The sequence below is a fragment of the Mesorhizobium sp. CA16 genome (assembly GCF_020165175.1).
In the GTDB taxonomy this organism is placed as follows: Bacteria; Pseudomonadota; Alphaproteobacteria; order Rhizobiales; family Rhizobiaceae; genus Mesorhizobium.
This window is the reverse complement of sequence record NZ_JAIUHP010000003.1, coordinates 310,246-335,579: the sequence shown is the minus strand read 5'-3', so window position 1 is coordinate 335,579 and position 25,334 is coordinate 310,246. Positions and strand designations below refer to the sequence as shown.

24 protein-coding genes and 1 tRNA gene are annotated in these 25,334 nt (G+C 63.1%); 6 read left to right on the top strand and 19 right to left on the bottom strand.

Annotated elements, in window-relative coordinates; all coding sequences use genetic code 11:
- Positions 1 to 7 precede the first annotated feature (7 nt).
- From LB525_RS07620 to LB525_RS07610, 3 genes are all read right to left on the bottom strand, one after another.
- On the bottom strand, positions 8 to 817 hold the full coding sequence (locus tag LB525_RS07620) for a helix-turn-helix domain-containing protein (RefSeq protein WP_224544183.1): 810 nt from the start codon (positions 815 to 817) through the stop codon (positions 8 to 10).
- A gap of 207 nt (positions 818 to 1,024) precedes the next feature.
- A complete protein-coding gene (locus LB525_RS07615) occupies positions 1,025 to 1,951 on the bottom strand; it encodes a uracil-DNA glycosylase family protein (RefSeq protein WP_224544157.1) in 927 nt (308 codons plus the stop codon).
- 202 nt (positions 1,952 to 2,153) lie between these two features.
- Complete coding sequence (locus tag LB525_RS07610; protein ID WP_224544156.1) at positions 2,154 to 2,792, bottom strand: hypothetical protein; 639 nt, start codon at positions 2,790 to 2,792, stop codon at positions 2,154 to 2,156.
- A gap of 251 nt (positions 2,793 to 3,043) precedes the next feature.
- Here LB525_RS07610 and LB525_RS07605 point away from each other — a divergent pair, with 251 nt between their 5' ends.
- Positions 3,044 to 4,723, top strand: a complete 1,680-nt coding sequence (locus tag LB525_RS07605) for an electron transfer flavoprotein-ubiquinone oxidoreductase (RefSeq protein WP_224544155.1) — start codon at positions 3,044 to 3,046, stop codon at positions 4,721 to 4,723.
- Between the two features lie 134 nt (positions 4,724 to 4,857).
- The gene (locus LB525_RS07600; RefSeq protein WP_224529827.1) at positions 4,858 to 5,454 is read left to right on the top strand and encodes a DUF922 domain-containing protein; all 597 of its coding nucleotides are present in this window, start codon (positions 4,858 to 4,860) and stop codon (positions 5,452 to 5,454) included.
- 31 nt (positions 5,455 to 5,485) lie between these two features.
- Here the strand turns inward: LB525_RS07600 and LB525_RS07595 are convergent, their stop codons facing one another.
- From LB525_RS07595 to LB525_RS07575, 6 genes are all read right to left on the bottom strand, one after another.
- A complete protein-coding gene (locus LB525_RS07595) occupies positions 5,486 to 6,523 on the bottom strand; it encodes an endonuclease/exonuclease/phosphatase family protein (protein ID WP_224544154.1) in 1,038 nt (345 codons plus the stop codon).
- 100 nt (positions 6,524 to 6,623) lie between these two features.
- The gene (locus LB525_RS07590; protein WP_224544153.1) at positions 6,624 to 8,081 is read right to left on the bottom strand and encodes an AMP nucleosidase; all 1,458 of its coding nucleotides are present in this window, start codon (positions 8,079 to 8,081) and stop codon (positions 6,624 to 6,626) included.
- 275 nt (positions 8,082 to 8,356) lie between these two features.
- Positions 8,357 to 8,551: a hypothetical protein gene (locus tag LB525_RS07585; protein ID WP_095766908.1), complete on the bottom strand. Its 195-nt coding sequence runs from the start codon at positions 8,549 to 8,551 to the stop codon at positions 8,357 to 8,359.
- A 66-nt stretch (positions 8,552 to 8,617) separates the two neighbouring features.
- On the bottom strand, positions 8,618 to 8,752 hold the full coding sequence (locus tag LB525_RS28510) for a hypothetical protein (protein ID WP_263481629.1): 135 nt from the start codon (positions 8,750 to 8,752) through the stop codon (positions 8,618 to 8,620).
- Positions 8,753 to 9,099: 347 nt separating this feature from the next.
- The gene (locus tag LB525_RS07580) at positions 9,100 to 9,441 is read right to left on the bottom strand and encodes a DUF2147 domain-containing protein (RefSeq protein WP_224529817.1); all 342 of its coding nucleotides are present in this window, start codon (positions 9,439 to 9,441) and stop codon (positions 9,100 to 9,102) included.
- Positions 9,442 to 9,510: 69 nt separating this feature from the next.
- On the bottom strand, positions 9,511 to 9,699 hold the full coding sequence (locus LB525_RS07575; protein ID WP_224544152.1) for a hypothetical protein: 189 nt from the start codon (positions 9,697 to 9,699) through the stop codon (positions 9,511 to 9,513).
- A gap of 179 nt (positions 9,700 to 9,878) precedes the next feature.
- Here LB525_RS07575 and LB525_RS07570 point away from each other — a divergent pair, with 179 nt between their 5' ends.
- Both LB525_RS07570 and LB525_RS07565 read left to right on the top strand, forming a co-directional pair.
- Positions 9,879 to 10,145, top strand: coding sequence for a sel1 repeat family protein (locus LB525_RS07570; RefSeq protein ID WP_027164869.1), 267 nt, complete (start codon positions 9,879 to 9,881; stop codon positions 10,143 to 10,145).
- A 367-nt stretch (positions 10,146 to 10,512) separates the two neighbouring features.
- Complete coding sequence (locus tag LB525_RS07565) at positions 10,513 to 11,634, top strand: ABC transporter substrate-binding protein (protein ID WP_095766910.1); 1,122 nt, start codon at positions 10,513 to 10,515, stop codon at positions 11,632 to 11,634.
- A gap of 139 nt (positions 11,635 to 11,773) precedes the next feature.
- Here LB525_RS07565 and LB525_RS07560 read toward each other — a convergent pair whose 3' ends face one another.
- The 7 genes from LB525_RS07560 to LB525_RS07530 form a co-directional block, all read right to left on the bottom strand.
- On the bottom strand, positions 11,774 to 13,738 hold the full coding sequence (locus LB525_RS07560) for an acetyl/propionyl/methylcrotonyl-CoA carboxylase subunit alpha (RefSeq protein WP_224529812.1): 1,965 nt from the start codon (positions 13,736 to 13,738) through the stop codon (positions 11,774 to 11,776).
- A gap of 103 nt (positions 13,739 to 13,841) precedes the next feature.
- Positions 13,842 to 14,372: an O-acetyl-ADP-ribose deacetylase gene (locus LB525_RS07555; RefSeq protein WP_224529809.1), complete on the bottom strand. Its 531-nt coding sequence runs from the start codon at positions 14,370 to 14,372 to the stop codon at positions 13,842 to 13,844.
- A gap of 2 nt (positions 14,373 to 14,374) precedes the next feature.
- Positions 14,375 to 15,982 carry a carboxyl transferase domain-containing protein gene (locus LB525_RS07550; protein ID WP_224529807.1) on the bottom strand — a complete coding sequence of 536 codons (1,608 nt, stop codon included), beginning with the start codon at positions 15,980 to 15,982 and terminating at the stop codon, positions 14,375 to 14,377.
- Between the two features lies 1 nt (position 15,983).
- Positions 15,984 to 17,147 carry an isovaleryl-CoA dehydrogenase gene (locus LB525_RS07545; RefSeq protein WP_224544151.1) on the bottom strand — a complete coding sequence of 388 codons (1,164 nt, stop codon included), beginning with the start codon at positions 17,145 to 17,147 and terminating at the stop codon, positions 15,984 to 15,986.
- Between the two features lie 42 nt (positions 17,148 to 17,189).
- Positions 17,190 to 17,837, bottom strand: a complete 648-nt coding sequence (locus tag LB525_RS07540; RefSeq protein ID WP_224529803.1) for a TetR/AcrR family transcriptional regulator — start codon at positions 17,835 to 17,837, stop codon at positions 17,190 to 17,192.
- 119 nt (positions 17,838 to 17,956) lie between these two features.
- Positions 17,957 to 18,238 carry an acylphosphatase gene (locus tag LB525_RS07535; RefSeq protein ID WP_224544150.1) on the bottom strand — a complete coding sequence of 94 codons (282 nt, stop codon included), beginning with the start codon at positions 18,236 to 18,238 and terminating at the stop codon, positions 17,957 to 17,959.
- A 213-nt stretch (positions 18,239 to 18,451) separates the two neighbouring features.
- The gene (locus LB525_RS07530; protein WP_224544149.1) at positions 18,452 to 19,564 is read right to left on the bottom strand and encodes a pyridoxal phosphate-dependent aminotransferase; all 1,113 of its coding nucleotides are present in this window, start codon (positions 19,562 to 19,564) and stop codon (positions 18,452 to 18,454) included.
- Positions 19,565 to 19,795: 231 nt separating this feature from the next.
- On the opposite strand from LB525_RS07530, the gene LB525_RS07525 reads away from it, so the two are divergent.
- Positions 19,796 to 21,472, top strand: coding sequence for a tetratricopeptide repeat-containing sulfotransferase family protein (locus LB525_RS07525; RefSeq protein ID WP_224544148.1), 1,677 nt, complete (start codon positions 19,796 to 19,798; stop codon positions 21,470 to 21,472).
- 194 nt (positions 21,473 to 21,666) lie between these two features.
- Here LB525_RS07525 and LB525_RS07520 read toward each other — a convergent pair whose 3' ends face one another.
- The 3 genes from LB525_RS07520 to LB525_RS07510 all read right to left on the bottom strand — a co-directional run bounded on the left by LB525_RS07520 (position 21,667) and on the right by LB525_RS07510 (position 23,506).
- A complete protein-coding gene (locus LB525_RS07520) occupies positions 21,667 to 22,860 on the bottom strand; it encodes a porin (RefSeq protein ID WP_224544147.1) in 1,194 nt (397 codons plus the stop codon).
- A gap of 99 nt (positions 22,861 to 22,959) precedes the next feature.
- A complete protein-coding gene (locus LB525_RS07515) occupies positions 22,960 to 23,184 on the bottom strand; it encodes a GIY-YIG nuclease family protein (RefSeq protein WP_411971005.1) in 225 nt (74 codons plus the stop codon).
- Between the two features lie 231 nt (positions 23,185 to 23,415).
- Positions 23,416 to 23,506, bottom strand: a tRNA-Ser gene (locus LB525_RS07510).
- Positions 23,507 to 23,949: 443 nt separating this feature from the next.
- On the opposite strand from LB525_RS07510, the gene LB525_RS07505 reads away from it, so the two are divergent.
- The gene (locus LB525_RS07505) at positions 23,950 to 25,125 is read left to right on the top strand and encodes a porin (protein WP_224544146.1); all 1,176 of its coding nucleotides are present in this window, start codon (positions 23,950 to 23,952) and stop codon (positions 25,123 to 25,125) included.
- The last annotated feature ends 209 nt before the right edge of the window (positions 25,126 to 25,334 follow it).

Below are 25,334 nucleotides of genomic sequence, written 5' to 3'. Positions count from 1 at the left end.
TGCCGGTTTAGTCCGCACCCCGCTCCTTCGCCAGCCGCACCAGCACCGCCCGGGTCTGCTCATCCGCAGGGAAGAAGGATTCGATCGCCAGCTCCGACAGCGTGACGTCGAGCGGCGTGCCGAAGACGGTGATCGTGCTGATGAAGGACAGCACGGCGTCGCCATGCGCGAGCTTGAGCGGATGGACGATGCCGCTCGGCTCGACGGGTGCGGGCCGGCTGCTTCTCAGGCCCGACGGATAGGCGCGCAACTCTCGCTCCAGCTCAATCAGCACCGGGTCGCCGGTGGCGTCGTTCTGGTGCTTGAGCCGCTCGAGCAGATGCGCGCGCCACTCCGCCAGATTGACGATGCGCGGTGCCACGCCGTCCGGGTGCAGGCTGAGCCTCAGCACGTTGACCGGCGGCGTAAGCAGGGACGGCTCGGAAATATCGGCAAGGAACGGGGCGATCGCGCCATTGGCGGAAATAAGGTTCCAGTGCCGGTCCACCGCCAGTGCCGGAAAGGGCTCGTGGCCCTTGAGCACGGTCTCGACGGCGGCAAGCGCCGGCGCCAGCGTCGCATCGGTCAGCGGCTTTTCGCTGAAGCTCGGCGCGAAGCCGGCGGCAAGCAACAGTTGATTGCGTTGGCGCAGTGGAATCGACAGCTGCTCGGCCAGATGCAGAACCATGTCGCGCGACGGCTGGGCCCGGCCGCTTTCGACGAAGGAGAGATGCCGCTGCGAGATATCGGCCTCCATGGCGAGGTCGAGCTGGCTCATGCGCCGCCGCATGCGCCATTCGCGGATCAGGCTGCCGGCGGAAGGTTCGGATGTGGTCATGGGAGAGGAGTAGGGCGGCGAGGGACGCAGTTCAATTACCTTTGAGGTCATAGCCCCACCTTCTCCCCTTGTGGGAGAAGGTGGATCGGCGCGCAGCGCCGAGACGGATGAGGGGTGTTCCAGCGGACTGAGACGCTGGCATTCCCTGGAGCACCCCTCATCCGCCCTTCGGGCACCTTCTCCCACAAGGGGAGAAGGAAAAAGTGCTCACGCCAACCCCCTCAACTTCGCCTTGACCTCGAGAAAATCCCGCCACGCCAGTTTCTTGTGCGCCGGCGTCCTGAGCAGATAGGCCGGGTGCAGCGTCGGCATCGCCGGGATGGCAACCCCGGAAGCGGTCGTGTGCACACGCCAATTGCCACGCAGGCGCAGGATGCCCTCGGTCGTGTTGAGCAGCGTCTTGGCTGACGGGCCGCCGAGATTGATCAGCACCTTGGGATTGACCAGTTCGATCTGCCTTTCGATGAAGGGCCGGCAGATTTCGGTCTCGTGCGGCGTCGGCGTGCGGTTGCCCGGCGGCCGCCACGGAATGACGTTGGCGATATAGGCCGAGTTGCGGTCGAGGCCGATCGCGGCGAGCATGCGGTCGAGCAGCCGGCCGGAGCGGCCGACAAAGGGCAGGCCTTCAAGATCCTCGTCTCTGCCCGGCGCTTCGCCGACCAGCATCAGGTCGGCGTTCGGATTGCCGTCGGCGAAGACCAGGTTCTTGGCCGTGAATTTGAGATTGCAGCCGTCGAAGGCAGCCATGTGCTGGCGCAGTTCCTCGAGCGTCGAGGCGCTTGCGGCCAGTTGCCGGGCAAGCAGCGCCTGCGCCTCGTCGGGGACGGTGGCGGCCGGTATGCGCGCTGGAGCGTCCGGAATATTGCGCGCGTCGAGACCGGATGATGGCGTTGCCGGCACGGACGCCTGGGGCCGCTCCGGGACCTGCCCGGATGCCGGGCGGCTCTCGGGTCTTGCGTCGCGAGGCGGTGCGGCTGGCGCCCGCTCGGCAGGCCTGCGTTCGGCCGACTTCGCCGCCGCTTCGGCAAATCGGTTGACCGGCGCGTCTTCCAGCGCGTCGTCGACGCCGGCGCTGGCATAGAAGGCGAGCAGTTCGGCGATCTCGGCAGGTGTGCTGGGGGAGGCGGCAGTCATGGCGCCACCATTGTCCGCGCGGCGCCGATTTGCAAGGTTAAGCCACGTTCGCCTGTATTGGAGCATGTCGAGATTCAGGTCAGGCCGAGTCGAAAATGGTGGTTTCCGAGAACCGGAGCGGAGCGTACTTTTCGTACGTGAGCACCGGAAGCGCAGGAAACCGCCATTTGCAGGCCGGCATCACCTGAATATCGATATGCTTTCACCCAGTGGGTATGCGGGGATCCTGCACGATGTAAAACGTCCAGCGCGGCGTATAATCGGTGACCAGGAAATCGAAGGTCGCCGTCTTCAGCGGGTCGATCTTGCCGTTGCGGAACAGCAGCCGGTCATAGGGTTCGAACCGGCGGTCGAAATCGGCGAAATTGCTCGACCAGATGTTGTCGGGCGTCTTGTTGCGCTGGTCGAAGGACAGGCCGTCGCCGAACACGCTCGGCTGGTCGAGGATTTCCTGCAGCTCGAACTGGAACTCCACCCAGGGCAGCGCGCTGTTGTTGAGCACGTCGATGCGCATGTACATCACGCCGTTGGCGACCTCGCCGGCCTTGCCGAAGGGCTCGATCGGCTTGGTCGCACGGATCGTCAGCGTTACCGGCGTCGCCGTGTTCAATTCCTCCCTGATGACCAGCGGGTCTTCCTTGCTGCCGATGCCAGACGCCCCCGTGATGCGGAAGCCACCCAGCTCGTCGGAGAAGGAATATGCGCCGGTCGCCCAGACCTTCACCGGATCGGCTTCCGCCGGAAGGGTCAAAAAGAGGAGCGGAAGAACCGCGCGCCAGGCCATGCCTGGCGTGAAGAGTAAGCGCTTCGATGGAAAGCCGGCTGGCTCTGGACTGCGCATGACGCGAAGTATCGCCGATAACCAAGCCGTCGAACAATTAAAAACATGCCGTCGCCGCCTGGCCTGTCAACCAAGTGGCGCTGGCCTATGCTTGGCCATGGTCTCCGCTGCTGCCTTTTCGTAGGGAAAACCGCGACGTTTTGTCGAAATCGGCATTGTCACGTCAGCGCCGGTTTCGCGTCGCGAATTGATGCGCTATGCAGCGCATGAGCCAGCACAATGCGAGAACATGGCGAGCCAGTGAGGGGCCGATGAGCGAAATCGAACGCGAGAGCATGGAATTCGACGTGGTGATCGTCGGCGCTGGTCCCGCCGGCCTTGCCGCCGCGATCCGTCTGAAGCAGCTCAACCCGGATCTTTCCGTCGTCGTCCTGGAGAAGGGCGGCGAGGTTGGCGCCCATATCCTGTCCGGCGCCGTCGTCGACCCGATCGGCATCGACCGGCTGCTGCCCGGCTGGCGCGAAGAGGAGGGCCATCCGTTCAGGACACCGGTGACGGATGACCATTTCCTGGTGCTCGGCCCCGCCGGCTCCTTCCGCCTGCCGAACTTCCTGATGCCGCCGCTGATGAACAACCACGGCAATTACATCGTCTCGCTGGGCAATGTCTGCCGCTGGCTCGCGACCAAGGCAGAGGCGCTGGGCGTCGAGATCTATCCGGGTTTTGCCGCGGCAAGCCTCGTCTACAACGAGGCCGGCGCCGTCAGCGGCGTCATCACCGGCGACATGGGCGTCGAGAAGGATGGCACGCATGGCCCGGCCTACGCGCCCGGCATGGCGCTGATGGGCAAATATGTGCTGATCGGCGAAGGCGCGCGGGGCTCTTTGGCCAAGCAGCTCATCGCCAAATACAAGCTTTCCGAAGGCCGCGAGCCCGGCAAATATGGCATCGGCCTCAAGGAGCTGTGGCAGGTCAAGCCCGAGAACCACAAGCCTGGTCTCGTGCAGCATTCCTTCGGCTGGCCGCTAGACATGAAGACCGGTGGAGGCTCCTTCCTCTACCATCTCGAGGACAACCAGGTGGCGGTCGGCTTCGTCGTCCACCTGAACTACAAGAACCCGTATCTGTCGCCCTTCGAGGAATTCCAGCGCTTCAAGACCCATCCGGCGATCGCCGGCACCTTCGAGGGGGCCAAGCGCATCGGCTACGGCGCACGCGCCATCACCGAGGGCGGCTGGCAGTCGGTGCCGAAGCTTTCCTTCCCCGGCGGCGTGCTGATGGGTTGCGCGGCAGGCTTCGTCAACGTGCCGCGCATCAAGGGCTCGCACAATGCGGTGCTCTCCGGCATGCTGGCGGCCGAGCATGTGGCCGGGGCGATTGCCGGCGGCCGCGCCAATGACGAGCTCGCTTCCTACGAGGAAGCCTGGCGCGGCACCGATATCGGCAAGGACCTGAAGAAGGTGCGCAACGTCAAGCCGCTCTGGTCGCGCTTCGGCACCATTGTCGGCGTCGGCATCGGCGGTCTCGACATGTGGCTGAACACGCTGTTCGGCTTCTCGCCTTTCGGTACGCTGAAGCATGGCAAGGCCGACTATGCGACGCTCGAACCCGCCGCCCAGCATCAGAAGATCGCCTATCCGAAGCCGGATGGCGTGCTGACCTTCGACCGGCTGTCCTCGGTGTTCCTGTCGAATACCAACCACGAGGAAAACGAGCCGGTGCACCTGATCGTCGGCGACATGGCGCTGCAGCAGCGTTCCGAGCACGATGTCTTTGCCGGTCCCTCGACTCGCTATTGCCCGGCCGGCGTTTATGAATGGGTGGACAAGGACGGCAACGCCGCCGCCGATCCTTCGGCCAAGGACGTGCGCTTCGTCATCAACGCGCAGAACTGCGTCCACTGCAAGACCTGCGACATCAAGGATCCGAACCGGAACATCAACTGGGTGCCGCCACAAGGCGGCGAAGGCCCGGTTTACCAGGGCATGTGAGCCGCTCCGACCGGGCCGTCTCGACTGCCGCTCCAACAGGCCCGGCGAAGGTCGGGTAGCCGCGCCTTATCGGCAGAGACCGTTGAAGCCGGGCGCCGAGTATGGTCTGCTTCGCGTCAAACGAGGAGGCGGACATGCGGCGCATCAGCCTGGCGATTTTAGCTGCTGCCGGCATGCTTTCTTGCGCGCCTGCCTTCGCCGGCACCAAGCTGACCGTGCATGTGCGCAGCTACGACGTCACCGGCAGGACCGGGGCTGAACTGATCGAGGCGATGGATGGCCTCGGGCCGAGGCACGGCCATGCCACGCGCGCCATCGCCGAGACCGGCTATACCGTGCATTGGAACCTCGACGTGAAACGGGACAACGGCATCTGTCGGCTGCGTCAGGCCACCGGCACGATCGACCTGACCTACACCTTTCCGCGCCGGACGTCCCCATCCGGTCCGGTCCTGCGCAAGCGCTGGGATCGCTTCATGGCCGGCGTGCGCCAGCACGAGCATACCCATGGCCGCATCGCCAAGCAGATGATGCGGGCGACCGAGACGGCGCTTGCCGGGCTCGAGCGGCTGGACAACTGGTTCTGCACCGGTCTTCGCTGGGACGCCAGACGCCGCATCGACACGATCTATGCCGACTACGAGGCCAGGCAGATTGCCTTCGACGCGCGCGAGCACCGCGACGGCGGCCATGTCGAGAAACTGGTCAATGCATTGATGGGGAAGAACTGAAACTCCAGCCCGTTCGCCGACCGAGCGGACGTCAGCTCCGCGGCTTGTTCGGCGCGTCGTTCGCCGCCAGCGCCGATTTGTGCTCGTCCTCGGGCGCGTTGCTGTCGGTCGGCAGCGTGAATTCGACCAGGACCGGCAAATGGTCGGAGCCGATGTCCTCCAGCCGGGCCGATGACAGGATCGTCACCCCGCCCTTGCTGAACACCTGGTCGATCGGCAGGCCCGCATAGCGGCGCAGAAAGTCAGGCAGCGTGCGGTGGATCCAGGTCGGACCGGCCGAAGGCATCAGAGTCATACCGCTCATTCGCGCCACCCGCCGCACCGCCGCGCTCCACGGCACGGCATTGCAGTCGCCTGCCATGATGGCGGTCTCGCCGAGCGCGGCCAGCGGTTGCGCCAGTTCGCCGATCTGCCAGTATTGCTCCTTCGGCCACGGCCAGCTGAGATGGATCGCGGCGACATTGACCGGAATGCCACCGAAATCGATCATGGCGGTAGCCATCGCGCCGCGCGGCTCGCAACGCGGCGCGGTGCCGGCGGCGAAGGGACGGCGCGAGAGCAGCGCGACGCCGAAAATGCCGTTGGGGTAGTCGCACAGGATACGATAGGGGTAGGCGCCGGCGATATAGCTGAGCTCCTTCGCCCACATGCCGGACACTTCGTCGAGCGTGATGACGTCCGGGTTGGTCCTGCCGATCAGCGACAGCACCTTCTTCGGCGTCGGGTTGTTGAAGCGCAGGTTCATCTGCAACAGGCTGTAGGTGATGCGGTCGGCCGGCTTTGCGACCGCCTGCTGCGCCGACAATCTGGGCAGTGCGCCCGTCGTCGTAGCGAAGCAGGCGATGGCGAAGACCAGCACGGCGACGGCCTGCAGCCGGTAGGGACCGGCCAGCAGGGCCAGCGCGAGCAAGGCCGTCAGCAGGCTCAGATGCATGCGGAAATGAGAGAAGGAATCGAAGGCCGGATGCAGCGCGCCGAAGAACCCGGCCAAGAGCGCAGCCGAGCATGCTATCATCGCCAGGACTATCAGCTGAGCCATCATGCTCAAGCGCGCACCGCCCGTTGTCATTTTCTCCGAAGCCCCAGTCTTCCGTTCGGACCGGTTATCGGCCAAATTGCGGCCCAAGCAAGACGACCGATTGCCTCGCCGGTCGCTGGCAGGCGTTCGGTTATTGGAATGCCGTTTCGGAAAAGCTTCTGAGCTTGCGCGAATGCAGCCGCTCCATCGGCATTTCGGCCAGCTTCTCCATCGCCTTGATGCCGATGGTCAGATGCTGCGCCACCTGCCGCTTGTAGAACTCGGTCGCCATGCCGGGCAGCTTCAGTTCGCCATGCAGCGGCTTGTCGGAAACGCACAGAAGCGTCCCGTAAGGCACCCGGAAGCGGAAGCCGTTGGCGGCGATGGTGGCCGATTCCATGTCGAGCGCGATGGCCCGGGACTGCGACAGGCGCTGCACCGGTCCGCGCTGGTCGCGCAGCTCCCAGTTGCGGTTGTCGATGGTGGCGACGGTGCCGGTGCGCATGATGCGCTTGAGGTCGTAGCCCGACAGGCCGGTCACTTCGGCGACCGCCTCCTGCAGCGCCACCTGGATTTCGGCCAGCGGCGGGATCGGCACCCAGACCGGCAGGTCGTCGTCGAGCACATGGTCCTCGCGCACATAGGCATGCGCCAGCACATAGTCGCCCAACGCCTGCGTGTTGCGCAGCCCGGCGCAGTGGCCAAGCATCACCCAGGCATGCGGCCTCAGCACCGCTATATGGTCGGTGATGGTTTTGGCGTTGGACGGGCCGACGCCGATATTGACCATGCTGATGCCGCCATGGCCCGGCTTCTTCAGGTGGTAGGCCGGCATCTGCGGCAGGCGGTGCGGCGGCGTTCCTTCCGGGACCGTCTCCCCGTTCCTGGTCACGACATTGCCGGGTTCGACGAACTCGACATAGCCGCTGTCGCCATTGGCCATCAACTCGCGGGCGCGCGCCACGAATTCGTCGATGTAGAACTGGTAATTGGTGAACAGCACGAAATTCTGGAAATGCTGCGGGCTGGTCGCCGTGTAATGCGTCATGCGGTGCAGCGAATAATCGATGCGCTGCGCGGTGAACGGCGCCAGCGGCCTTGGTTCGCCGAACGCCACCTCGAAAGTGCCGTTGGCGATCTGGTCGTCGGTGCCGTCGAGATCGGGCACGTCGAACAGGTCGCGGATCGGTCGCTTGATGCGCTCGGCGGCGGCGCCGTCGACATAGGTGCCTTCCAGGAAGGCGAAATGCAGCGGGATGGGTGTCGTCGATTCCGAGACCGTCACCGTCACGCCGTGATTGCGCATGATGAGCCGAAGCTGCTCGACGAGATAGTTCTCGAACAGTTGCGGCTGCGTGATCGTGGTGGCGAAATGGCCGGGCGTCGGCATATGGCCATAGGCCTGGCGCGAGTCGACCTGGCTGAATGAGGTCGTGGTGACGCCGATCTGCGGATAGAAGGCCCGGTAGCGCTTGCTTTCATCTCCGCCCGCTGCAAGGGCTGAGAAAGAATCGCGCAGGAATTTGGTGTTGCGGTCGTACAGCGCCTGCAGCGCCGCGACGGCCTTTCTGGCGTCGTGGAAGTCCTGCTTGCCGAAGGGCTCCGGCATGACGACCGAGTCGATGGCTTGGGGGTAGATTCGCTTTTCCATGGCCCAATATAGAGATTTGGAAGAGCTGTTGGGAGGGGTGAGCGGACAGGAACCGCAACCCAGCTGGAGATTTTTTGTTATCGCTCCGATTCAAGGTGTGACGCGATTCAGGTCAGGCCGAGTCGAGAAAGGTGGATTCCGAGAACCGGAGCGGAGCGTACTTGAGCTACGTGAGCACCGGAAGCGCAGGAAGCCGCGTTTCGCAGGCCGGCCTCACCTGTATATCGTCACACCTACCCCCGCTGCAGGCTGATCAGCAACACGAAGCCTACGCTGGTGTTCTTGTGCGGCGGCGCCTCGATCCTATGGCTTGTATCGGCCCGCATCATCGGCACCGCCAGCACCGGGGCTGCCAGCAGCATCAGGATAAGCATCGCCCGCGGCAGCAGCCGGAGGATCTTCGTTGCATTGTCGGCGATGCGGTTCATTTTGGTGGTATCCCGGTTTCCAGCTTGGTCGATTTTAAGCTTTGTCGTTTCAGCGCTCGATTTGGTTCACGAAGCCGACAATGCGGGCACCGGCCGTTCCCAAGGGCGGGCCGAATGACCGGCCTCCGCCACCAGGATGGCGAAGAGCATGCCGAACAGGCTCATCAGCAGGCAGACGATGGTGAAGCGACGGGCAAGCATTTCTCTCTCCTTCAATGCGGGAGAAAATGCCTGACGGCCTCTGAACCGGTTCTGAGACAGGTATTCATCTGCGGTTCAAATTGATTGACGAGAGTCTTGCACCGTGCCGGTGCCACAGCGCGGCGGAGCGCTGTCGCTCCGAAAGAAAACGGGGCCGCGTAGAGCAATTCCAGGAAAAGTGTGAGCGGTTTTCCGTCCGGGATTGCGTCAAACAAAGACGCAATTCCAGGAAAAGTGTGAGCGGTTCTCCGCCCGGGATTGCGTCAAACAAAGAAATAGGGCGTTTCACCGTTCCGCAAAAACGGTGAAACGCCCTTGGCCGTCTCATATGGTCTGGAGTTTGGCGCTCAGAGCTTGTGCCAGGTCTGGCTCTTGCAGATCAGGCCGCCGAGGACGCAGCCGCTCATCTTGAGCGCGGTGCCCGAGAGCGTCGCCTTGCCGGAATAGGTCTTGTCGTTTGCCGGGTCGGTGATGCTGCCGGCATATTTGTTGTCGCCGGCCGCCTTCAGCGAGCCGATCGTCTTGCCGGCGTATTTGCCGGTCTTGAGCGTGATCGAGAAAGAACCGCTCCCGCCGATCGCCGCGGTGTCGCCGGCCTGCGTCTTCCAGTTGCCTTCGATCGGGTCGGCGCATGCGGCGCCCGCCATGATCAAGGTGGCCGCCAGGGCCACAGTCAGCTTTCGAAACATCGTGTCCACCTCCCTATAGGGTTGCGGCGGGCTCCAGTCCGCCTACCTGCCCCTTACGCAAAGGTAAAGCTAATCCAGCCGCCGCCAAAACGAAAGCGGTGCCGCGACGGAAGGTTGCAAGGATTTTCGCCGCGCGGCCGACTGAAAATAAACGCGATCGAAAAACGCTTCGGTTTCCGTGGTTAGCGAAGTCTTGATTCCGCCGCCGGCAATTTTCATCGAATTTGACGCAAAATGGCTGAAACGCTGGATTCCCATGCTTAACGGTTTTCCGCGTTTACCTCTTGTTTTAGCTTTGTTTTCCTCAAATTAAGCAAGCCATTTAACGACGGATTCAAGGCCAGCCGTCATCCTCGAAAGCATCGAAAGAGCGGCTCGCCCCGAGGGGATACCAAGGGAAAAGGAGGCAGCTCTCGGGAGCCAGACAGGGGATTGAAATGGCACGCTTTGAAATGCTTGAGGACGGCTTCGGCGCCATGGGGGCAACTGCCCAGGCCGACATTCTTTTCGAACTGGGCATGATGTATGCGACGGGGCGCGATTGCGAGACCGATGTCGTTGCCGCCCACAAATGGTTCAACATCGCCGCGATCAAGGGCTCGGCCCGCGCCGCCGAGCTGCGCTCGGAACTGTCGGCCACCATGTCGAAAGTCGAGATCGCCACGGCGCTGCGCGAAGCCCGCGAATGGATGACGATGCACTGATCCTCAGCGCGTAGCGCTCAGAGCTCATCGGGACAAGGCCGCGAAAAGACGGCCGGTCAAGAAGAACGAGAACATGGCGGGTTGAGACAACCGAGGCCACGCAAAAAACAGGGAAGCGAGCGGGTTTCAGGCGCGGGGGCGTCTGGGGAGCTCGACTGCAAAAGCCGTGACCGACCGAAACAAGGTCGGCGCGGCTTTTTGCATTACACTTGGCAATCAGGCGCGTGGCCCAAGAAATCCTCGTCGGAATGAACCAAAGCCGGCCTCACTGTCCTCTCGACAGTTTCGGCGAAGGGTGAAATTGTCCCGGCTCTGTGGAAGAAGCGCGGCCGGATCGGCACGCGCAAGTGGAGGAGTTCTTATAGTCATGAAAAAATTGGGTATTTTGAGCGCGGCCGCTTTTGGCCTGATGATGAGCGCCCCGGTTGCCTTCGCCGACGACATCACCATTTCGGTGGTCGGCCCCATGACCGGCCAGCTCGCCACCATCGGTGACCAGTTCAAGCAGGGCGCGCAGGCCGCCGCCGACGCGATCAATGCGGCTGGCGGCGTCAACGGCTCCCAGATAAAGCTCGACATCGAGGACGACCAGTGCGATCCCAAGCAGGCGGTCTCGGTCGCCAACCGCATCGTCGCCAACGGCGTCAAATTCGTCGACGGCCATGCCTGCTCGGGCTCCAGCATTCCGGCCTCGGCCGTCTATGCCGAAGCCGGCACGCTGATGATGAGCCCCGCCTCGTCCAACCCGGTGCTGACCGACGCCGCCGCCAAGGCCGGCTGGCCGACCATCATGCGCCTCTACACGCGTGACGACGCGCAGGGCGCCTTCATCGGCCCCTGGATCGCCAAGAAATACGCCGGCAAGAACGTTGTCGTCCTGCACGACAAGAGCGCCTACGGCCAGGGCGTTGCCGACGCCGTGAAGGCGACGATGAATGCCGGCGGTCTCAAGGAAGTCGACTACGAAGGCATCAATGCCGGTGAGAAGGACTATTCGGCCCTCGTCACCAAGCTGAAGGAACTGAAGGCCGACGTCGTCTATTTCGGCGGCTATCACCCCGAGGCGGGTCTGATCCTGCGTCAGGCGGCCGAGCAGAACGTCAAGTTCCAGCTGATCATGCCGGACTCGATCGCTTCGCCGGAATTCTGGCAGGTTGCCGGCCCGGCCGGTGAAGGCACCATGTTCGTCTTCCCGTCGGACCCGCAGGCCAAGCCTGAAGCGAAGGACGCGGTCGCCAAGATCAAGGCCGGCGGCTTCACGCCCGAGGGCTTCACGCTGTTCTCCTATGCCGTGATCCAGGCTGTGGCCGAAGGCGTCAAGCGCGCCGGCACCGACGATCCGGCCAAGGTCGCGGAGGCGCTCAAGGACGGCAAACCGATCAGCACCGTGGTCGGCGACGTCATCTTCGACGAGAAGGGCGATCTGAAGAACGCCAGCTACGACATCAACCAATGGCACGACGGCAAATACGCGCCGATCAAGCCGTAATCGGTTCTGCAAGAATCAAGGAAATGGCCGGGACGAGCCCGGCCATTTCCGTTTGTGCTGCGGCATTGACGTGCAGGGGAGGCTGTCCCGCCATATCTAATTATTTTGTCTCGTTAACGAGACAACTCGAACAGCCGCTTCAGCCCTGCCCATTCTCCGCGAACCGCACCAGCACAGTGCCGTCGCTGACCTGAGCGCCCTCGGCCGCGATCTCGGCGATCACGCCGTCATGCGGGGCGGCGATCATGTGCTCCATCTTCATCGCTTCGAGGATCAGAAGCGGCTGGCCCTTGATCACGGCATCGCCCGTTGCGGCGCGCACCAGCTTGACCAGCCCCGGCATCGGCGCGCGCAGGCTGCCTGAGGCAGCTCCCGCCTCGTCGGCCTTGGCGAGCGGATCGGGGACCGTGAACGTATAGCCGACCGCGCCCTCGAAGACGGTGACATGGCCTGGCCAGCGGGCCGCATGCGGCATGGTCCTCAAATCATGCGTGTTCACCGCATCGTGCGGTGCCTCCAGCGCCACCTGGAAGCGGCCGTCCGAGCGTGCCGAAACCCGCGCCAGGATGTTCTCCTCGCCATAGCGCAAGCGGGTGCGGCGCGAGAGCGGGTGGAAATGGGCATAGCTGGAAAGCGTGGACCAGGGATCGGCGGCGGAAGCGGGCACGGCGGTATCCGCCGCCGCCAGCGCCGCGGCTGCGATCGTCTCGTCGCTCGGCGGGGGAATGGCGGTGAGCGCCGCCTGGTGCCGGCCGATCAGCCCGGTATCGAGATCGCCGGCAGCGAAATCGGCGTCGGCAGCGAGCGCCGCCAGGAAGGCGGTGTTGACGGTCGAGCCGGCCACTTCCGTCCGCGCCAGCATCTCGCGCAGCGTGCCGAGCGCCGACGCCCGATCCTTGCCGTGCGCTACCAGCTTCGCGATCATCGGATCATAGAAGGGAGAGATCGCATCCCCGGCGCGCACGCCGGTCTCGATGCGTATCGCGGCACCTTCCGGCGCCGCGTCGGGGAATTTGAGATGATGCAGCGTGCCGGTCGCCGGCAGGAACCCTCTCGCGGCGTCCTCGGCATAGAGGCGGGCCTCGAAAGCGTGGCCGGACAAAGCGATCTCATTCTGCATCTTCGGCAGCGTTTCGCCGGACGCGACGCGAAGCTGCCATTCGACGAGATCGACGCCGGTGACCATCTCGGTGACGGGATGCTCGACCTGCAGTCGGGTATTCATCTCCATGAACCAGAAGCGGTCGGCCTTGAGCCCCTGGGAGGCATCGACGATGAACTCGATCGTGCCGGCGCCCGAATAATTGATCGCCTTGGCAGCCTTCATGGCCGCCTCCGTCATTGCCTTGCGCAGCGCCGGCGTCATGCCGGGGGCGGGCGCCTCCTCGATCACCTTCTGATGGCGGCGTTGCGCCGAGCAATCGCGTTCGAAAAGATGCACGGCGTTGCCGAAATTATCGCCGAACACCTGCACTTCGATGTGACGCGGCTTGTCGACATATTTTTCCACCAGCACGCGATCGTCGCCGAACGCCGCCTTCGCCTCGCGACGCGCGCTGGAAAGCGCCTCCGAGAAATCGTCGGGGTGCTCGACGCGCCGCATGCCCTTGCCGCCGCCGCCGGCGCGCGCCTTGATCAGCACCGGGTAGCCGATCTCGCGCGCCTTGGACGCAAGCAGCACAATTTCCTGCGCTTCGCCGTGATAACCCGGCACCACCGGCACGCCGGCCTTTTCCATCAGCCGCTTGGCGGCGTCCTTCAATCCCATGGCGCGGATCGAGGCGGCGGAAGGACCGATGAAGACAAGGCCTGCCGCCGTCGCCTGATCGACGAAATCGGGGTTTTCCGACAGGAAGCCGTAGCCGGGATGGATGGCCTCGGCGCCGGTGGCGAGCGCCGCCGCCACGATCCTGTCGCCGCGCAGATAGCTTTCGCCGACGGGCGAGGGGCCGATATGCACGGCCTCGTCGGCCATCTCGACATGGAGCGCGCGGGCATCCGCGTCCGAATAGACGGCGACGGTGCGCACACCGAGCCTGCGGGCGGTTCGGATGACGCGGCAGGCGATCTCGCCGCGATTGGCGATCAGGATCTTGCCGAACATGGAACCTCCGCAGCCAGGGTGTGTCTCGGGCGACGACGGCATACCTTCGCGCCCCTCCAGCTGATCATCTGAATTTGCCTGTACTGAGCCTTTTGCTCCAAGATCAGCTCTCCCCAATGGCCGCAACGGCCTGCCGATATAACTCCGCCGTCTGCTCGTCGAAGCAGCAGAAAGTAACCGTATCCGGCAGCGCATTTTGCCTCAGGAAGGCGCTTACGGCACCAACAGCGATCTCCGTCGCCTGGTCTTTCGGATAGCCATAGATGCCGGTCGAGATCGCCGGGAAAGCGATGGTTCGACAATCATGGCCGAGCGCGATTTCGAGCGAGCGCCGGTAGCAGGAGGCGAGCAGCTCGGCTTCGCCCTGGCCGCCGCCTCGCCAGACCGGACCGACCGTGTGGATGACATAGCGCGCCGGCAGCCGATAGCCCTTGGTCAGCTTGGCGTCGCCGGTCTTGCAGCCGTGAAGCGTGCGGCACTCGGCAAGCAGCTCCGGCCCGGCCGCGCGATGGATGGCGCCGTCGACGCCGCCGCCGCCCAGCAGCGAGGAATTGGCGGCATTGACGATCGCGTCGACCGCGAGCATGGTTATGTCGCCGGTGTGGATACGGATCCTGTCGCCGAGAGCGCTCATCGTCACATCCTGAACACGCCGAATTTCGTCGCCTCTGTCTCCGCATTGAGCGCTGCCGAGAGGCTCAGCGCCAGCACGTCGCGGGTCTTGGCCGGATCGATGATACCGTCGTCCCAGAGCCTGGCCGAGGAATAGAGCGGATGACCCTCATGCTCGTATTTCATCAGGATCGGCTTCCTGAACTTCGCCTCCTCCTCGGCGCTCCATTCACCGCCCTTGCGCTCGATGCCCTCGCGCTTGACCATGGCAAGCACCGTCGCCGCCTGCTCGCCACCCATCACCGAGATGCGCGCGTTCGGCCACATCCATAGGAAGCGAGGCGAATAGGCGCGGCCGCACATGCCGTAATTGCCGGCGCCGAACGAGCCGCCGATGATCACCGTGAGCTTCGGCACCTTTGCGGTGGCGACCGCCATCACCAGCTTGGCGCCGTCCTTGGCGATGCCGCCGGCCTCGTATTTTCGCCCGACCATGAAGCCGGTGATGTTCTGCAGGAAGACCAACGGAATGCCGCGCTGGCAGCAAAGCTCGATGAAATGCGCCCCCTTCAGCGCGCTTTCGGAAAACAGCACGCCGTTGTTGCCGATGATGCCGACCAGCATGCCGTGCAGATGGGCAAAACCAGTAACCAACGTGGTGCCATAGTTTTGCTTGAACTCGTCGAACTCCGAGCCGTCAACGAGTCGGGCAATCACCTCGCGCACGTCATAAGGCTGGCGCAGGTCCGTCGGCACGATGCCGTAAAGTTCGCTCGGGTCATGACGCGGCGGCACCGGTTTCTGCAGATTGAGCTTTAGAGCCTTGTTCCGATTCAGGTTCTTGACGATGCGCCGGCAAATGGCCAAGGCGTGTTCATCGTCCATCGCATAGTGGTCGGCCACCCCGGAGAGCCTGGTGTGGACATCGGCGCCGCCGAGCTCCTCGGCGCTGACATCTTCTCCGGTGGCGGCCTTCACCAGCGGCGGGCCGCCGAGAAAAATGGTCGCCTGGTTGCGCACCATGATCGTCTCGTCCGACATCGCCGGCACATAGGCGCCGCCCGCCGTGCAGGAACCCATGACGCAGGCGATCTGCGGGATGCCGGCGGCCGACATGTTGGCTTGGTTGTAGAAGATGCGGCCGAAATGCTCGCGGTCGGGAAACACCTCGTCCTGGTTGGGCAGGTTGGCGCCGCCGCTGTCGACCAGATAGACGCAAGGCAGGTTGTTCTGCAGCGCGATCTCCTGCGCCCTGAGATGCTTCTTCACCGTCAGCGGATAATAGGTGCCGCCCTTCACAGTGGCGTCGTTGACGACGACCATGACTTCGGTGCCCTCGACGCGGCCGACGCCGGTGATGATGCCGGCCGAGGAAATGTCCTCGCCATACATCGACCATGCCGCGAACTGCCCGACCTCGAGGAAGGGCGAGCCGGTGTCGAGCAGTTGCGCCAGCCGCTCGCGCGGCAACAGCTTGCCGCGTGAGACGTGGCGTTCGCGGGCTTCGTCCGAGCCGCCGCGCTCGACGCTTGCCGCCTTCTCGGCGATGTCGGCGACCAGTGCGCGCATGCGCTCCGCATTGGCGCGAAACGTGTCGGAGGAGGGGGAAATTTGAGTTTGCAGTGTGGCCACGTTAAACCCCCTCCGCCATGATCTCGCGACCGATTAGCCAGCGGCGGATCTCGCTGGTGCCGGCGCCGATCTCGTAGAGCTTGGCGTCGCGCAGCAGCCGGCCCGTCGGATAGTCGTTAATGTAGCCGTTGCCGCCGAGCAGCTGGATAGCGTCGAGCGCCATCTGCGTCGCTTTCTCGGCGGCGAACAGCACGCAGCCGGCGGCGTCCTTGCGCGAGGTCTCGCCGCGGTCGCAGGCGGCCGCCACCGCGTACACGTAGGCCCGCGCGGCGTTCATCGTCGAGTACATGTCGGCAAGCTTGCCCTGCACCAGCTGGAACGTGCCGATCGGCTGGCCGAACTGCTTGCGCTCATGCACGTAAGGCACAGCGACGTCGAGGCAGGCCGCCATCAGCCCGATCGGGCCCCCGGACAGCACCGCGCGCTCGTAGTCGAGCCCCGACATCAGCACCTCGACGCCGCGCCCTTCCTCATGCAGCACGTTCTCGAACGGCACCTCGACATCCTCGAACACGAGCTCGCCGGTGTTGGAACCGCGCATGCCGAGCTTGTCGAGTTTTTGCGCCACCGAAAAGCCGGCCATCGTCTTCTCGACGATGAAAGCCGTGATGCCGCGCGCATGGCGTTCCGGATCGGTCTTGGCATAGACCACCATCGTCCCGGCGTCAGGACCGTTGGTGATCCACATTTTCGAGCCGTTGAGCACGTAGCGGTCGTTGCGGTTTTCGGCGCGCAACCGGAGCGACACCACGTCCGAGCCGGCGCCTGGTTCCGACATCGCCAGCGCGCCCACAGTTTCGCCCGAGCAAAGGGCAGGCAGGTACTTCTCTTTCTGCGCCGGGGTGGCCCAGCGGTTGATCTGGTTGACGCAGAGGTTCGAGTGCGCGCCGTAGGAGAGGCCGACCGAGGCGGACGCGCGCGAAATCTCCTCCATCGCGACGACATGCGCGAGATAGCCCATGCCGCTGCCGCCGAAGTCCGGATCGGCGGTGATGCCGAGCAGGCCGAGCGCGCCGAGCTCGCCCCAAAGATGCGCGGGAAATTCGTTGCAACGGTCGATCTCGGCCGCGATCGGCGCGATCCTGTCCTGGGCGAAGCGCCTCACCGTGTCGCGCAGCGCCTCGATGTCGGGATCCAGTCCGAAGTTCAGCGTATTCGTGTACATGCCGTTCCTCCCTGCGCGGGTCTTCGCGGAGATCGCGCCGTATCAGAGTGCCACGGCGTCCCTGGCGCGCGCCGAGGGACGCGCGGTGCCATGGCTGATTGTCGCGCCGACCAGGCGCATTGTCATCGAAAGATATGATGCCGTGACTTCGGCGATCGACAGCCGCTCGCCCGGCCGGAACCAGACGATGACGCCGGTCATCATCTGGATCAGCGCCATGGCAGTGAGCCCGGTGTCGTCGACCTGAAAGACACCAACCTCGGCGCCGTCGCGCAGGATCGTGCGCAGTTCCTTCTCATAGGCCGTGCGCATTTTGAGGATCTGCGTCAGCCTTTCATGCGAAAGGCTGCGCAATTCCATGTTGGAGACATGGGTGGCGTGACGCCGCCCGATGTGGAAAGCGATGTGGTTTTCGACATAGGCGGTGAGCCGGTCCACCGGATCGACGCTCGCCGGTCGCGCCGCTTCCCAAGCCTCGAGCAGGCCTTCCATATGCTCTCGCATCAAGGTGAAAAGCAGATCTTCCTTGGTCGGGAAGTAGCGATAGAGCGCTGCCGCCTGCACGCCGACCTCGGCCGCCAGCTGCCGCATCGACATCGCCTCGTAGCCGAGACGCGCGATCAGGCTGACCGCCGCCTCGCGAACGGCCGCTTCGGTTTTCTCCCCGTCGGAACCTGTGGTGCGTGCCATATTTGCCTCTGGCAGCAATAATAAAACGAACGTTCAATTAATTCAAGCCTTTCCCTTCGAGGGTACGGCTGTCCAAAGCCATATGCGATTGCCCTTCCCTTCAGGGAAGGATACCTGGCCTACACGATAATCCTGAAATCCACGGGCGCCGCTTCGGCCGCCTCCTCGACCTCGACATTCGAGACGAGCGCGCCCCGCGGCCCTTGCCACAGGCGTTCGATCATCGCCGTGACAGCACCATCGTCGCCGGCGATCAGCGCGGTGACCGAGCCGTCACGCTCGTTGCGCACCCAACCCGTCAGCCCGAGACGCATCGCTTCTACGCGCGCCCAGACGCGGTAACTCACACCTTGAACCGTACCGGAAACGCGCGCCCGAACGATTCTATGTTCGCCTTGCATTGCCTGTGCTCCGCGTTGCGCTTGGCGGAATCTGGCACAGCAAAGGGCAAAGGCAACAGGGGCTTGGGGTAGGGTGTGTTGAGATTCAGGTCAGGCCAAGCCGAAAATGGCGGCTTTCGAGAACCGGAGCGGAGCGGACATTCGGGTCCGTGAGCACCGGAAGCGCAGAAAGCCAGCATTTGCAGGCTGGCATCACCTGAATATCAACACATCCTAGTTCCCTCGCGCCGACGCCAAGGCGCCCGGCAGCTCCTCGGCGAAGATGTCGAGCTCATGGTCGAGCCCGACGCTGACCCTGATGCAGCGGTCGAGCACCGGCACCATCGGCTTGCGGATGAACACGTCGCGCGACAGGAGGCCCTGCATCACCTTCAGCGCGAAGGCGCCGTCGCGGCCGCAGTCGATGGTGACGAAATTGGTTGCAGACAGCAACGGTTTCAGGCCGTTCTGCCTGGCAATGGCTGAAATACGCTCACGGCCTGCCGCAACGCGCGCCACCACCGAGCGCAGATAGTCCTGGTCGGCAAGCGCCTCGAGGCCGGCGACCTGCGCCATGCGGCTGACGCCGTAATGGTTGCGGATCTTCTCGAAATCGCGGATCACCTCCGCCTCCGCCACGGCGTAGCCGCAGCGTATGCCGGCCAGGCCGTAAGCCTTGGAGAAAGTGCGCATGCGGATGACGTTCGGCCGTGCGACATCGATCGCCGGCAGCGCCGAGGCCGGTCCCAGCTCGCCATAGGCCTCGTCGAGCACCAGCATGGTGGTTTCCGGCAGCGCTTCGATGAAGCGGACGACATCCGGCGCCTCCCACCAGCTTCCCATCGGATTGTCGGGGTTCGAAAGATAGACCAGCGGCGCCTTTTCGCTCGCGACCTTGGCGAGAAGGCCGTCCAGGTCTTCCTTGTCATTGGCATAGGGCACCGTCACCAAGCGGCCGCCGACGCCGGCGATATGGAAATTGAAGGTGGGATAGGCGCCAAGCGAGGTGACCACCGCATCGCCGGGGCCGACATACATGCGCGCCACCAGCCCGAGCAGGCCGTCGATGCCTTCGCCGACGACCACGTTTTCGACGGCCACGCCGTGATGCGCGGCAGCCGCCACTTTCAATTCGTAATTGTCGGGATCGCAATACATCCACTGGTCGCGGGCAACGCTTTCCATGCGGGCGATGACGTGCGGCGAAGGCCCGAAGCTGCTTTCATTGGCGCCGATGCGGGCGCGGAACGGCCGCCCGCGCTCGCGCTCCTGGGCCTCCGGGCCAACGAACGGCACCGTGGTGGGAAGCGCGCCGATGATCGGCGTGAGGGAAGGGCGACGAAGCATGGCACAGGCTCGCGTGGAAATGGCGTTCTTGCTAGCGTGAGCGGGGGAAGGGTGCAAGTTGGATGGCAAGCTGAAATTGACTGGCTTGACCGGCAGCCGGCGTCAGCTCTTGCGAGGTTTGCCGCTTGCATGGGGCTGGTGGACGCAGCGGCAGGCGCTGCTGTTGGCCTCGAGTTCGATGCGGACGACGTATCGCTGGATTCTGCCTGCCGCTTTTGCTAGCGAGGCAGGATGAGCAACCGATTGCCGCCCGCTTGGGCAAAGCATCTCAAGACGCAACCCTCGGCTAAAGCGCTGCCGCCGAACGCTGCGCTGCCGAAAGCCAAGACGCAGGCCGGTCCATCGCGAGCGCATGCGGACGATATGCTGTTGCGGCGGGCGCTCGAGCTACAAAAAGCCGAGCAATTGCCGGAGGCCGAGGAACTCTGTCTCAAGGTTCTGGCAAGAACGCCAAACCATCCGCTGGCATTCTATATCCTGGGAACTCTCGGACTCGGATACGACAACGAGAAGGCCTTGCGGTATTTCGCGCGGGCGGTCGCAGAGGAGCCACGGAATCCCTACTACCACCTTAGCCTTGGCGAAAACTATCTGAAGCTCAGCGAATTTACGCCGGCAATCAGGCACATTCAGCAGGCCTTGGCGTTGAAGCCTGACCTGGTGGAAGCGCTTTGCGCCTTGGGCGTTGCCTACAACTCATTTGACAAGGGAGAAATGGCGCTGCCGCTCTTTGAGAAGGCGCTCAAGATCGACCGGGATCATCCTCTGGCCCGGTTGGGGTTGCCCCGCGCGCTCGCAAGCCTCGGCCGTATGGACGAAGCCGCGGTTCATTTGAAAGAGGCGATAGAGCGGCGGATCGCGGTACCGGCTGCCTACAGTGCATTGGTGCAGACGCGTAAATTCACGGAAGAGCCGCCGGAGCTCGCGGCAATTCTAGCGGAGCTTCGAGACCCGGCCCATGGAGCGGAAGGAGCGGCGGCACTCCATCACGCTGCAGGGAAGCTGCTTAACGACCTCCGACGCTACAGGGAGGCGATGGATCACTTCAAGAAGGGAAATCAAGCCGGGGGCCATAAATTCGATCTGGAAAACTACCGTCGCTGGGTCGATGTCATGATCGAAACCTTCACACCGGAGCTGGTTGCTTCAATGGCCGCTCATGGCAATCCCTCGGAGGTGCCTGTATTCGTTGTCGGCATGCCTCGCTCGGGTACGACGCTGACCGAGCAGATCTGTGCCAGCCATCCTGGTGTTCACGGTGCCGGCGAGCTCAGCAAGCTCAGCCGAATGGCCAATGGGATCGGTCTCAAAGGCAACTCCGACATAGACCTCGGTAAATCGATCGCGACGATTACCCCCGAACTGACCAAGACGCTAGCAGTAGAGCATCTTGCCTATCTGCGCGAGCGGGCTCCCGATTCGCTTCGAATCGTCGACAAGATGCCCCAAAATTTCGAACTGATCGGGCTGATCGGCATCCTCTTTCCGAACGCGCGCATCATTCATTGCCGGCGCGATGCCATCGACAATTGCGTCTCATGCTTTGTCCTGCAGTTCAATGAAGCGCACAGCTACAGCGCTGATCTTCGGACATTAGGACTTTACTACAGAGAGTATGACCGCCTGATGCGGCATTGGAACAAGGTTTTTCCGGGTCGCATATTCGAGAACCGTTACGAGACTTTGATTGAAAACCAAGAGGCGCAGTCGCGACGCCTCATCGATTATCTCGGGCTGCCTTGGGACGATGCCTGCCTGCGCTTTTTTGACAAGGATCGCTCGGTAAATACTTACAGCCTTTGGCAGGTTCGCCAGCCGATTTATAAGTCATCCGTCAAGCGATGGAAGAACTACGAGAGCGAGATCCAGCCGCTGATCGACGCGTTGGGAGACCTAGCTGAGGTTTGATCAGTAGCAATTCGCGTCGAGCCATAGCACTCCATCCGCTGATTACTCGGGCCCAAGCCTCCTAATAGCGCGTGCAATTCCGGCGATCGCGCCGAATGCAGCGCTTTGTGCAAACGGTGCCGGGGTGCTGGAAGGGAGAAATAAGAACCCGGCGGTTGCCCGCCGGGTTATCGATTTCGATCAGGCAATGCCTGTTAGAACGAACGCTGGAAGCGGAGCAGGCCGCCGACGCTGTTCTTCTTGTCCGCACCGGTGAAGTTGACGGTCGATGTGGGATCGGCGTTCCACTGGTCAAACTTGCCAAAGTGATCATAGTCGACTTCGGCGGTGACCGTGAAGCCAGGAACGATGTCGTAGGCGACGTTCGCCGCCACGCCGTAGTTCTTGTCCTCGTCACCCGACACCTGGAGGTTGAACGAGGTCTTCTCGTTGAACTTGTAGGTGCCGCCGGCCCAGAATGCCCAGTTGCCGCCCCAGATCTTGTAGAAGCCGCGACCACGGGCGTCGATGACATTGGTCGGGTCGCTCAGATTGTTGTCGCTGCCGTAGCCGAACATGCCGAATAGCGAGAGTTCATTGGTGACGTTGACGTCCAAGCGGACCTTGCCGGCGACTTCCTCGTAGTTGCTGTCGTAGGCCACGACGCCGGTGATGGCGCCCCAGCCCTGCGTCCACTTCAGACCGCCGACGACATGCGGAACATAGCTGTCGATGGTGCCGACAGTGCCTTCGCCTTCTTCCAGCGAGACCACGGCCGAGAAGCCGTTGCCGGCGTCGAAGTAATACTGGACGACGTTGGTGTCGAAGTCGCCATAGGGGACAAGCGTATCCTGGATGACATTGCCGGCATAGCCGATGAACGTGTCGAAGGCCGATTCGTCCTTACCGACGCGCAGACCACCGAGCTGGATCCAGGCGAAGTTCAGCGTGACGCCTTTGTTGCCCGCAGGATTGTCGGTGAAGCCGGTGATGGCGCCACCACCGGTGCGTGAAACGGAGGCGCCGCGATTGTTGTTGCCGAAGTTGAAGCGGGTCTCGGTGTAGGTCTTCAACGTGCCGAGCTCGGTCTCCTGGCCCGTCCACGTCTTCAGCGTGAAGCGGGCGTTCTTGTACCAGGTGCTGTGGATGTCGCCGTCCTGGTGATCGACGTTCTTCGCTCCGTCGAATGAACCGACGTCGCCGAGGCCGATGTCGTAACGGACATAGCCGCCGATGCGCAGGCAGGTCTCGGTGCCGGGGATGTAGAAGTAGCCCGAGCCGTACACGTCGCAGATCTTGACGTATTCAGCCGGTTCCGGCTCGGCGACGGTCACCGCGTCGGCGGCGCGGGCGCCCGAAACTGCGATCAGGGCCGCAGCTGAGCCGAGAAGAAGGCTCTTGATGTTCATTTTCTGACCTCCAGTCAGAATCGAACGGAAGAGTCGACTTCATTCGACCGCCATCAACGCCAGTGCTTTGTTATTGCTACTTTTTTGCTCTGGTGAATTCTACCAAAGGCGTTTGCTGGCGAACGCGTGGCCGGATCCGGATTTGAGATAGCGCTCCGCCTTCGCCTGGCTCGAAAAGGCCAAGTAGGTCACGATTCGCCACGGGAGAAATTTGGAAGCGTGACTGGACTTCCCAGCATTGTGCTCGGCCATCCGTCGCTTCAGGTCGGATGTCACGCCGATATAGCGCTCGCCTTCCGAAGCCTCGCTTTCCAGAAGATACACGTACCACAGAGCTCGGCCCCTTTCACTGCGGCTTCGGAGGACATCCTGCTTCGCGCCTGGGGTACTGCCAATCCTATATTTGCGCGGGATTCGTTGGATGGTGCGTAGCGCGTAGCGCATGCCGAACGAACCGGCCCTCCTACGCCAAGGCTTCGGAGGGCATCCTCTCCGCCATCCTGCTTCGCGCGAACTGTTGGGGCTGTCCTGCGAAGCGCGTAGCGCGAAGCAGGATGGCGGAGAGGATGGGATTCGAACCCACGAGAAGCTTTTGACCTCTACTCCCTTAGCAGGGGAGCGCCTTCGACCACTCGGCCACCTCTCCGTCGCGCCGCTGGATAAAGAAAAGCGCCGGCACAATCAACAAGCCGGCGCCATAATCGCCGAAAATTCGGCATGGTGCAGCTCGGCGGGCGGAGCCATGCGGCGATTCCATGGCGATTCCCTGCCCGGCGACTCGGGACTGGCGCCGCAATTTCGGCCGTCCATCGCCGGATTCGACCGGCTGCAAGGCCTTATTGGTTAATGAGAACTTTCGGAGTGAGGCCAAATCGTGTCATTTGTGCAACAACGTCCGGGGATAGAGTCCGGATAGGGCTTTCGCCGATACGATCGTGGTTGAACCCCGCCGCCGCCTGGGTAAAGGTCACGTTCGAAGGAGCGGCGCGGTGCGCATCTTTTTCGGTAAGTGGGGATGGGGCAGGGAACGCTGTCCTTCAGCAAAAAATACCCAGACCCGTTTTTTAACTTTTGACTGGAGGTCAGAAAATGAACATCAAGAGCCTTCTTCTCGGCTCAGCTGCGGCCCTGATCGCAGTTTCGGGCGCCCGCGCCGCCGACGCGGTGACCGTCGCCGAGCCGGAACCGGCTGAATACGTCAAGATCTGCGACGTCTACGGCTCGGGCTACTTCTACATCCCCGGCACCGAAACCTGCCTGCGCATCGGCGGCTACGTCCGCTACGACATCGGCGTCGGCGACGTCGGCTCGTTCGACGGCGCGCGGTCTTTCGACCATGAGGATGGCGACGACCAAGCCACATTCTACAAGAACGCCCGCTTCACGCTGAAGACCTGGACCGGCCAGGAGACCGAGCTCGGCACGTTGAAGACCTACACCGAGACCCGCTTCAACTTCGGCAACCGCAACAACTACGGCCAGGTCAGTGTTACTGGTCCTACCACTGCCCCCGTTACGACCCTGCTCGGCAACCCCGCCGCCAATAAGGCCGTCTCGCTGAACTTCGCCTGGATCCAGCTCGGTGGCCTCCGCGTCGGTAAGGACGAATCGGCCTTCAACACGTTCATCGGCTACGCCGGCAACGTCATCCAGGATACGCTCGTCCCGTACGGCGACTTCGACACCAACGTCGTCCAGTACTACTTCGACGCCGGCAACGGCTTCTCCGCCGTCCTCTCGCTTGAAGAAGGTTCGGGCGTTGTCGGCACCATCGACAGCTATGTTCCGCATGTTGTCGGCGGTCTGAAGTGGACGCAGGGCTGGGGCGCCATCAGCGGCGTCGTCGCCTATGACAGCAACTACGAAGAAGTGGCTGGCAAGGTTCGCTTGGACGTGAATGCGACCGACGCCCTGTCGCTGTTCATCATGGCTGGCTACGGCACCGACGACAATCTCACGGACGGGACCTGGGCAATTCCGGCCGGTGGCCGCGGCTTCTACAAGCAGTGGAGCGGCAACTGGGCAGTGTGGGGCGGCGGCACCTACAAGTTCAACGAGAAGACCTCGTTCAACCTCCAGGTGTCTGCTGACGATGGCAAGAACGTCGGCGTCGCTGCGAACGTCGCCTACGACATCGTTCCCGGCTTCACGGTCACCGCCGAAGTTGACTACCTCCACCTTGGCGACGACTCCGTCTCCAACTGGACCAACGCCAACAAGGAAAACAGCGTCGGCGGCATGCTCCGCTTCCAGCGCTCCTTCTAAGGGCCGGACTGCAACAACTGAAATCCGGCCCGGGCGTCAAATGCCCGGGCCGTTTTGTTTTCGCGATTGGTCGAAGCAAACGAAAGGATGGGGGTGAAACGGTAAGCTGATCGAGCCTGTGGAGCGACTTTGTGGGATCCGCCACCGGCGGATGTGGTCGGCCGCCAGACTCGAAAACTCTTGAAAGGACATCTCCGAACGGTTAGGGC

Coding starts and splice junctions, on each gene's coding strand:
- LB525_RS07620 (WP_224544183.1), bottom strand. CDS start 817: ATGACCACATCCGAACCTTCCGCCGGCAGCCTGATCCGCGAATGGCGC.
- LB525_RS07615 (WP_224544157.1), bottom strand. CDS start 1,951: ATGACTGCCGCCTCCCCCAGCACACCTGCCGAGATCGCCGAACTGCTC.
- LB525_RS07610 (WP_224544156.1), bottom strand. CDS start 2,792: ATGCGCAGTCCAGAGCCAGCCGGCTTTCCATCGAAGCGCTTACTCTTC.
- LB525_RS07605 (WP_224544155.1), top strand. CDS start 3,044: ATGAGCGAAATCGAACGCGAGAGCATGGAATTCGACGTGGTGATCGTC.
- LB525_RS07600 (WP_224529827.1), top strand. CDS start 4,858: ATGCGGCGCATCAGCCTGGCGATTTTAGCTGCTGCCGGCATGCTTTCT.
- LB525_RS07595 (WP_224544154.1), bottom strand. CDS start 6,523: ATGACAACGGGCGGTGCGCGCTTGAGCATGATGGCTCAGCTGATAGTC.
- LB525_RS07590 (WP_224544153.1), bottom strand. CDS start 8,081: ATGCCGGAGCCCTTCGGCAAGCAGGACTTCCACGACGCCAGAAAGGCC.
- LB525_RS07585 (WP_095766908.1), bottom strand. CDS start 8,551: ATGAACCGCATCGCCGACAATGCAACGAAGATCCTCCGGCTGCTGCCG.
- LB525_RS28510 (WP_263481629.1), bottom strand. CDS start 8,752: ATGCTTGCCCGTCGCTTCACCATCGTCTGCCTGCTGATGAGCCTGTTC.
- LB525_RS07580 (WP_224529817.1), bottom strand. CDS start 9,441: ATGTTTCGAAAGCTGACTGTGGCCCTGGCGGCCACCTTGATCATGGCG.
- LB525_RS07575 (WP_224544152.1), bottom strand. CDS start 9,699: ATGGGAATCCAGCGTTTCAGCCATTTTGCGTCAAATTCGATGAAAATT.
- LB525_RS07570 (WP_027164869.1), top strand. CDS start 9,879: ATGGCACGCTTTGAAATGCTTGAGGACGGCTTCGGCGCCATGGGGGCA.
- LB525_RS07565 (WP_095766910.1), top strand. CDS start 10,513: ATGAAAAAATTGGGTATTTTGAGCGCGGCCGCTTTTGGCCTGATGATG.
- LB525_RS07560 (WP_224529812.1), bottom strand. CDS start 13,738: ATGTTCGGCAAGATCCTGATCGCCAATCGCGGCGAGATCGCCTGCCGC.
- LB525_RS07555 (WP_224529809.1), bottom strand. CDS start 14,372: ATGAGCGCTCTCGGCGACAGGATCCGTATCCACACCGGCGACATAACC.
- LB525_RS07545 (WP_224544151.1), bottom strand. CDS start 17,147: ATGTACACGAATACGCTGAACTTCGGACTGGATCCCGACATCGAGGCG.
- LB525_RS07540 (WP_224529803.1), bottom strand. CDS start 17,837: ATGGCACGCACCACAGGTTCCGACGGGGAGAAAACCGAAGCGGCCGTT.
- LB525_RS07535 (WP_224544150.1), bottom strand. CDS start 18,238: ATGCAAGGCGAACATAGAATCGTTCGGGCGCGCGTTTCCGGTACGGTT.
- LB525_RS07530 (WP_224544149.1), bottom strand. CDS start 19,564: ATGCTTCGTCGCCCTTCCCTCACGCCGATCATCGGCGCGCTTCCCACC.
- LB525_RS07525 (WP_224544148.1), top strand. CDS start 19,796: ATGAGCAACCGATTGCCGCCCGCTTGGGCAAAGCATCTCAAGACGCAA.
- LB525_RS07520 (WP_224544147.1), bottom strand. CDS start 22,860: ATGAACATCAAGAGCCTTCTTCTCGGCTCAGCTGCGGCCCTGATCGCA.
- LB525_RS07505 (WP_224544146.1), top strand. CDS start 23,950: ATGAACATCAAGAGCCTTCTTCTCGGCTCAGCTGCGGCCCTGATCGCA.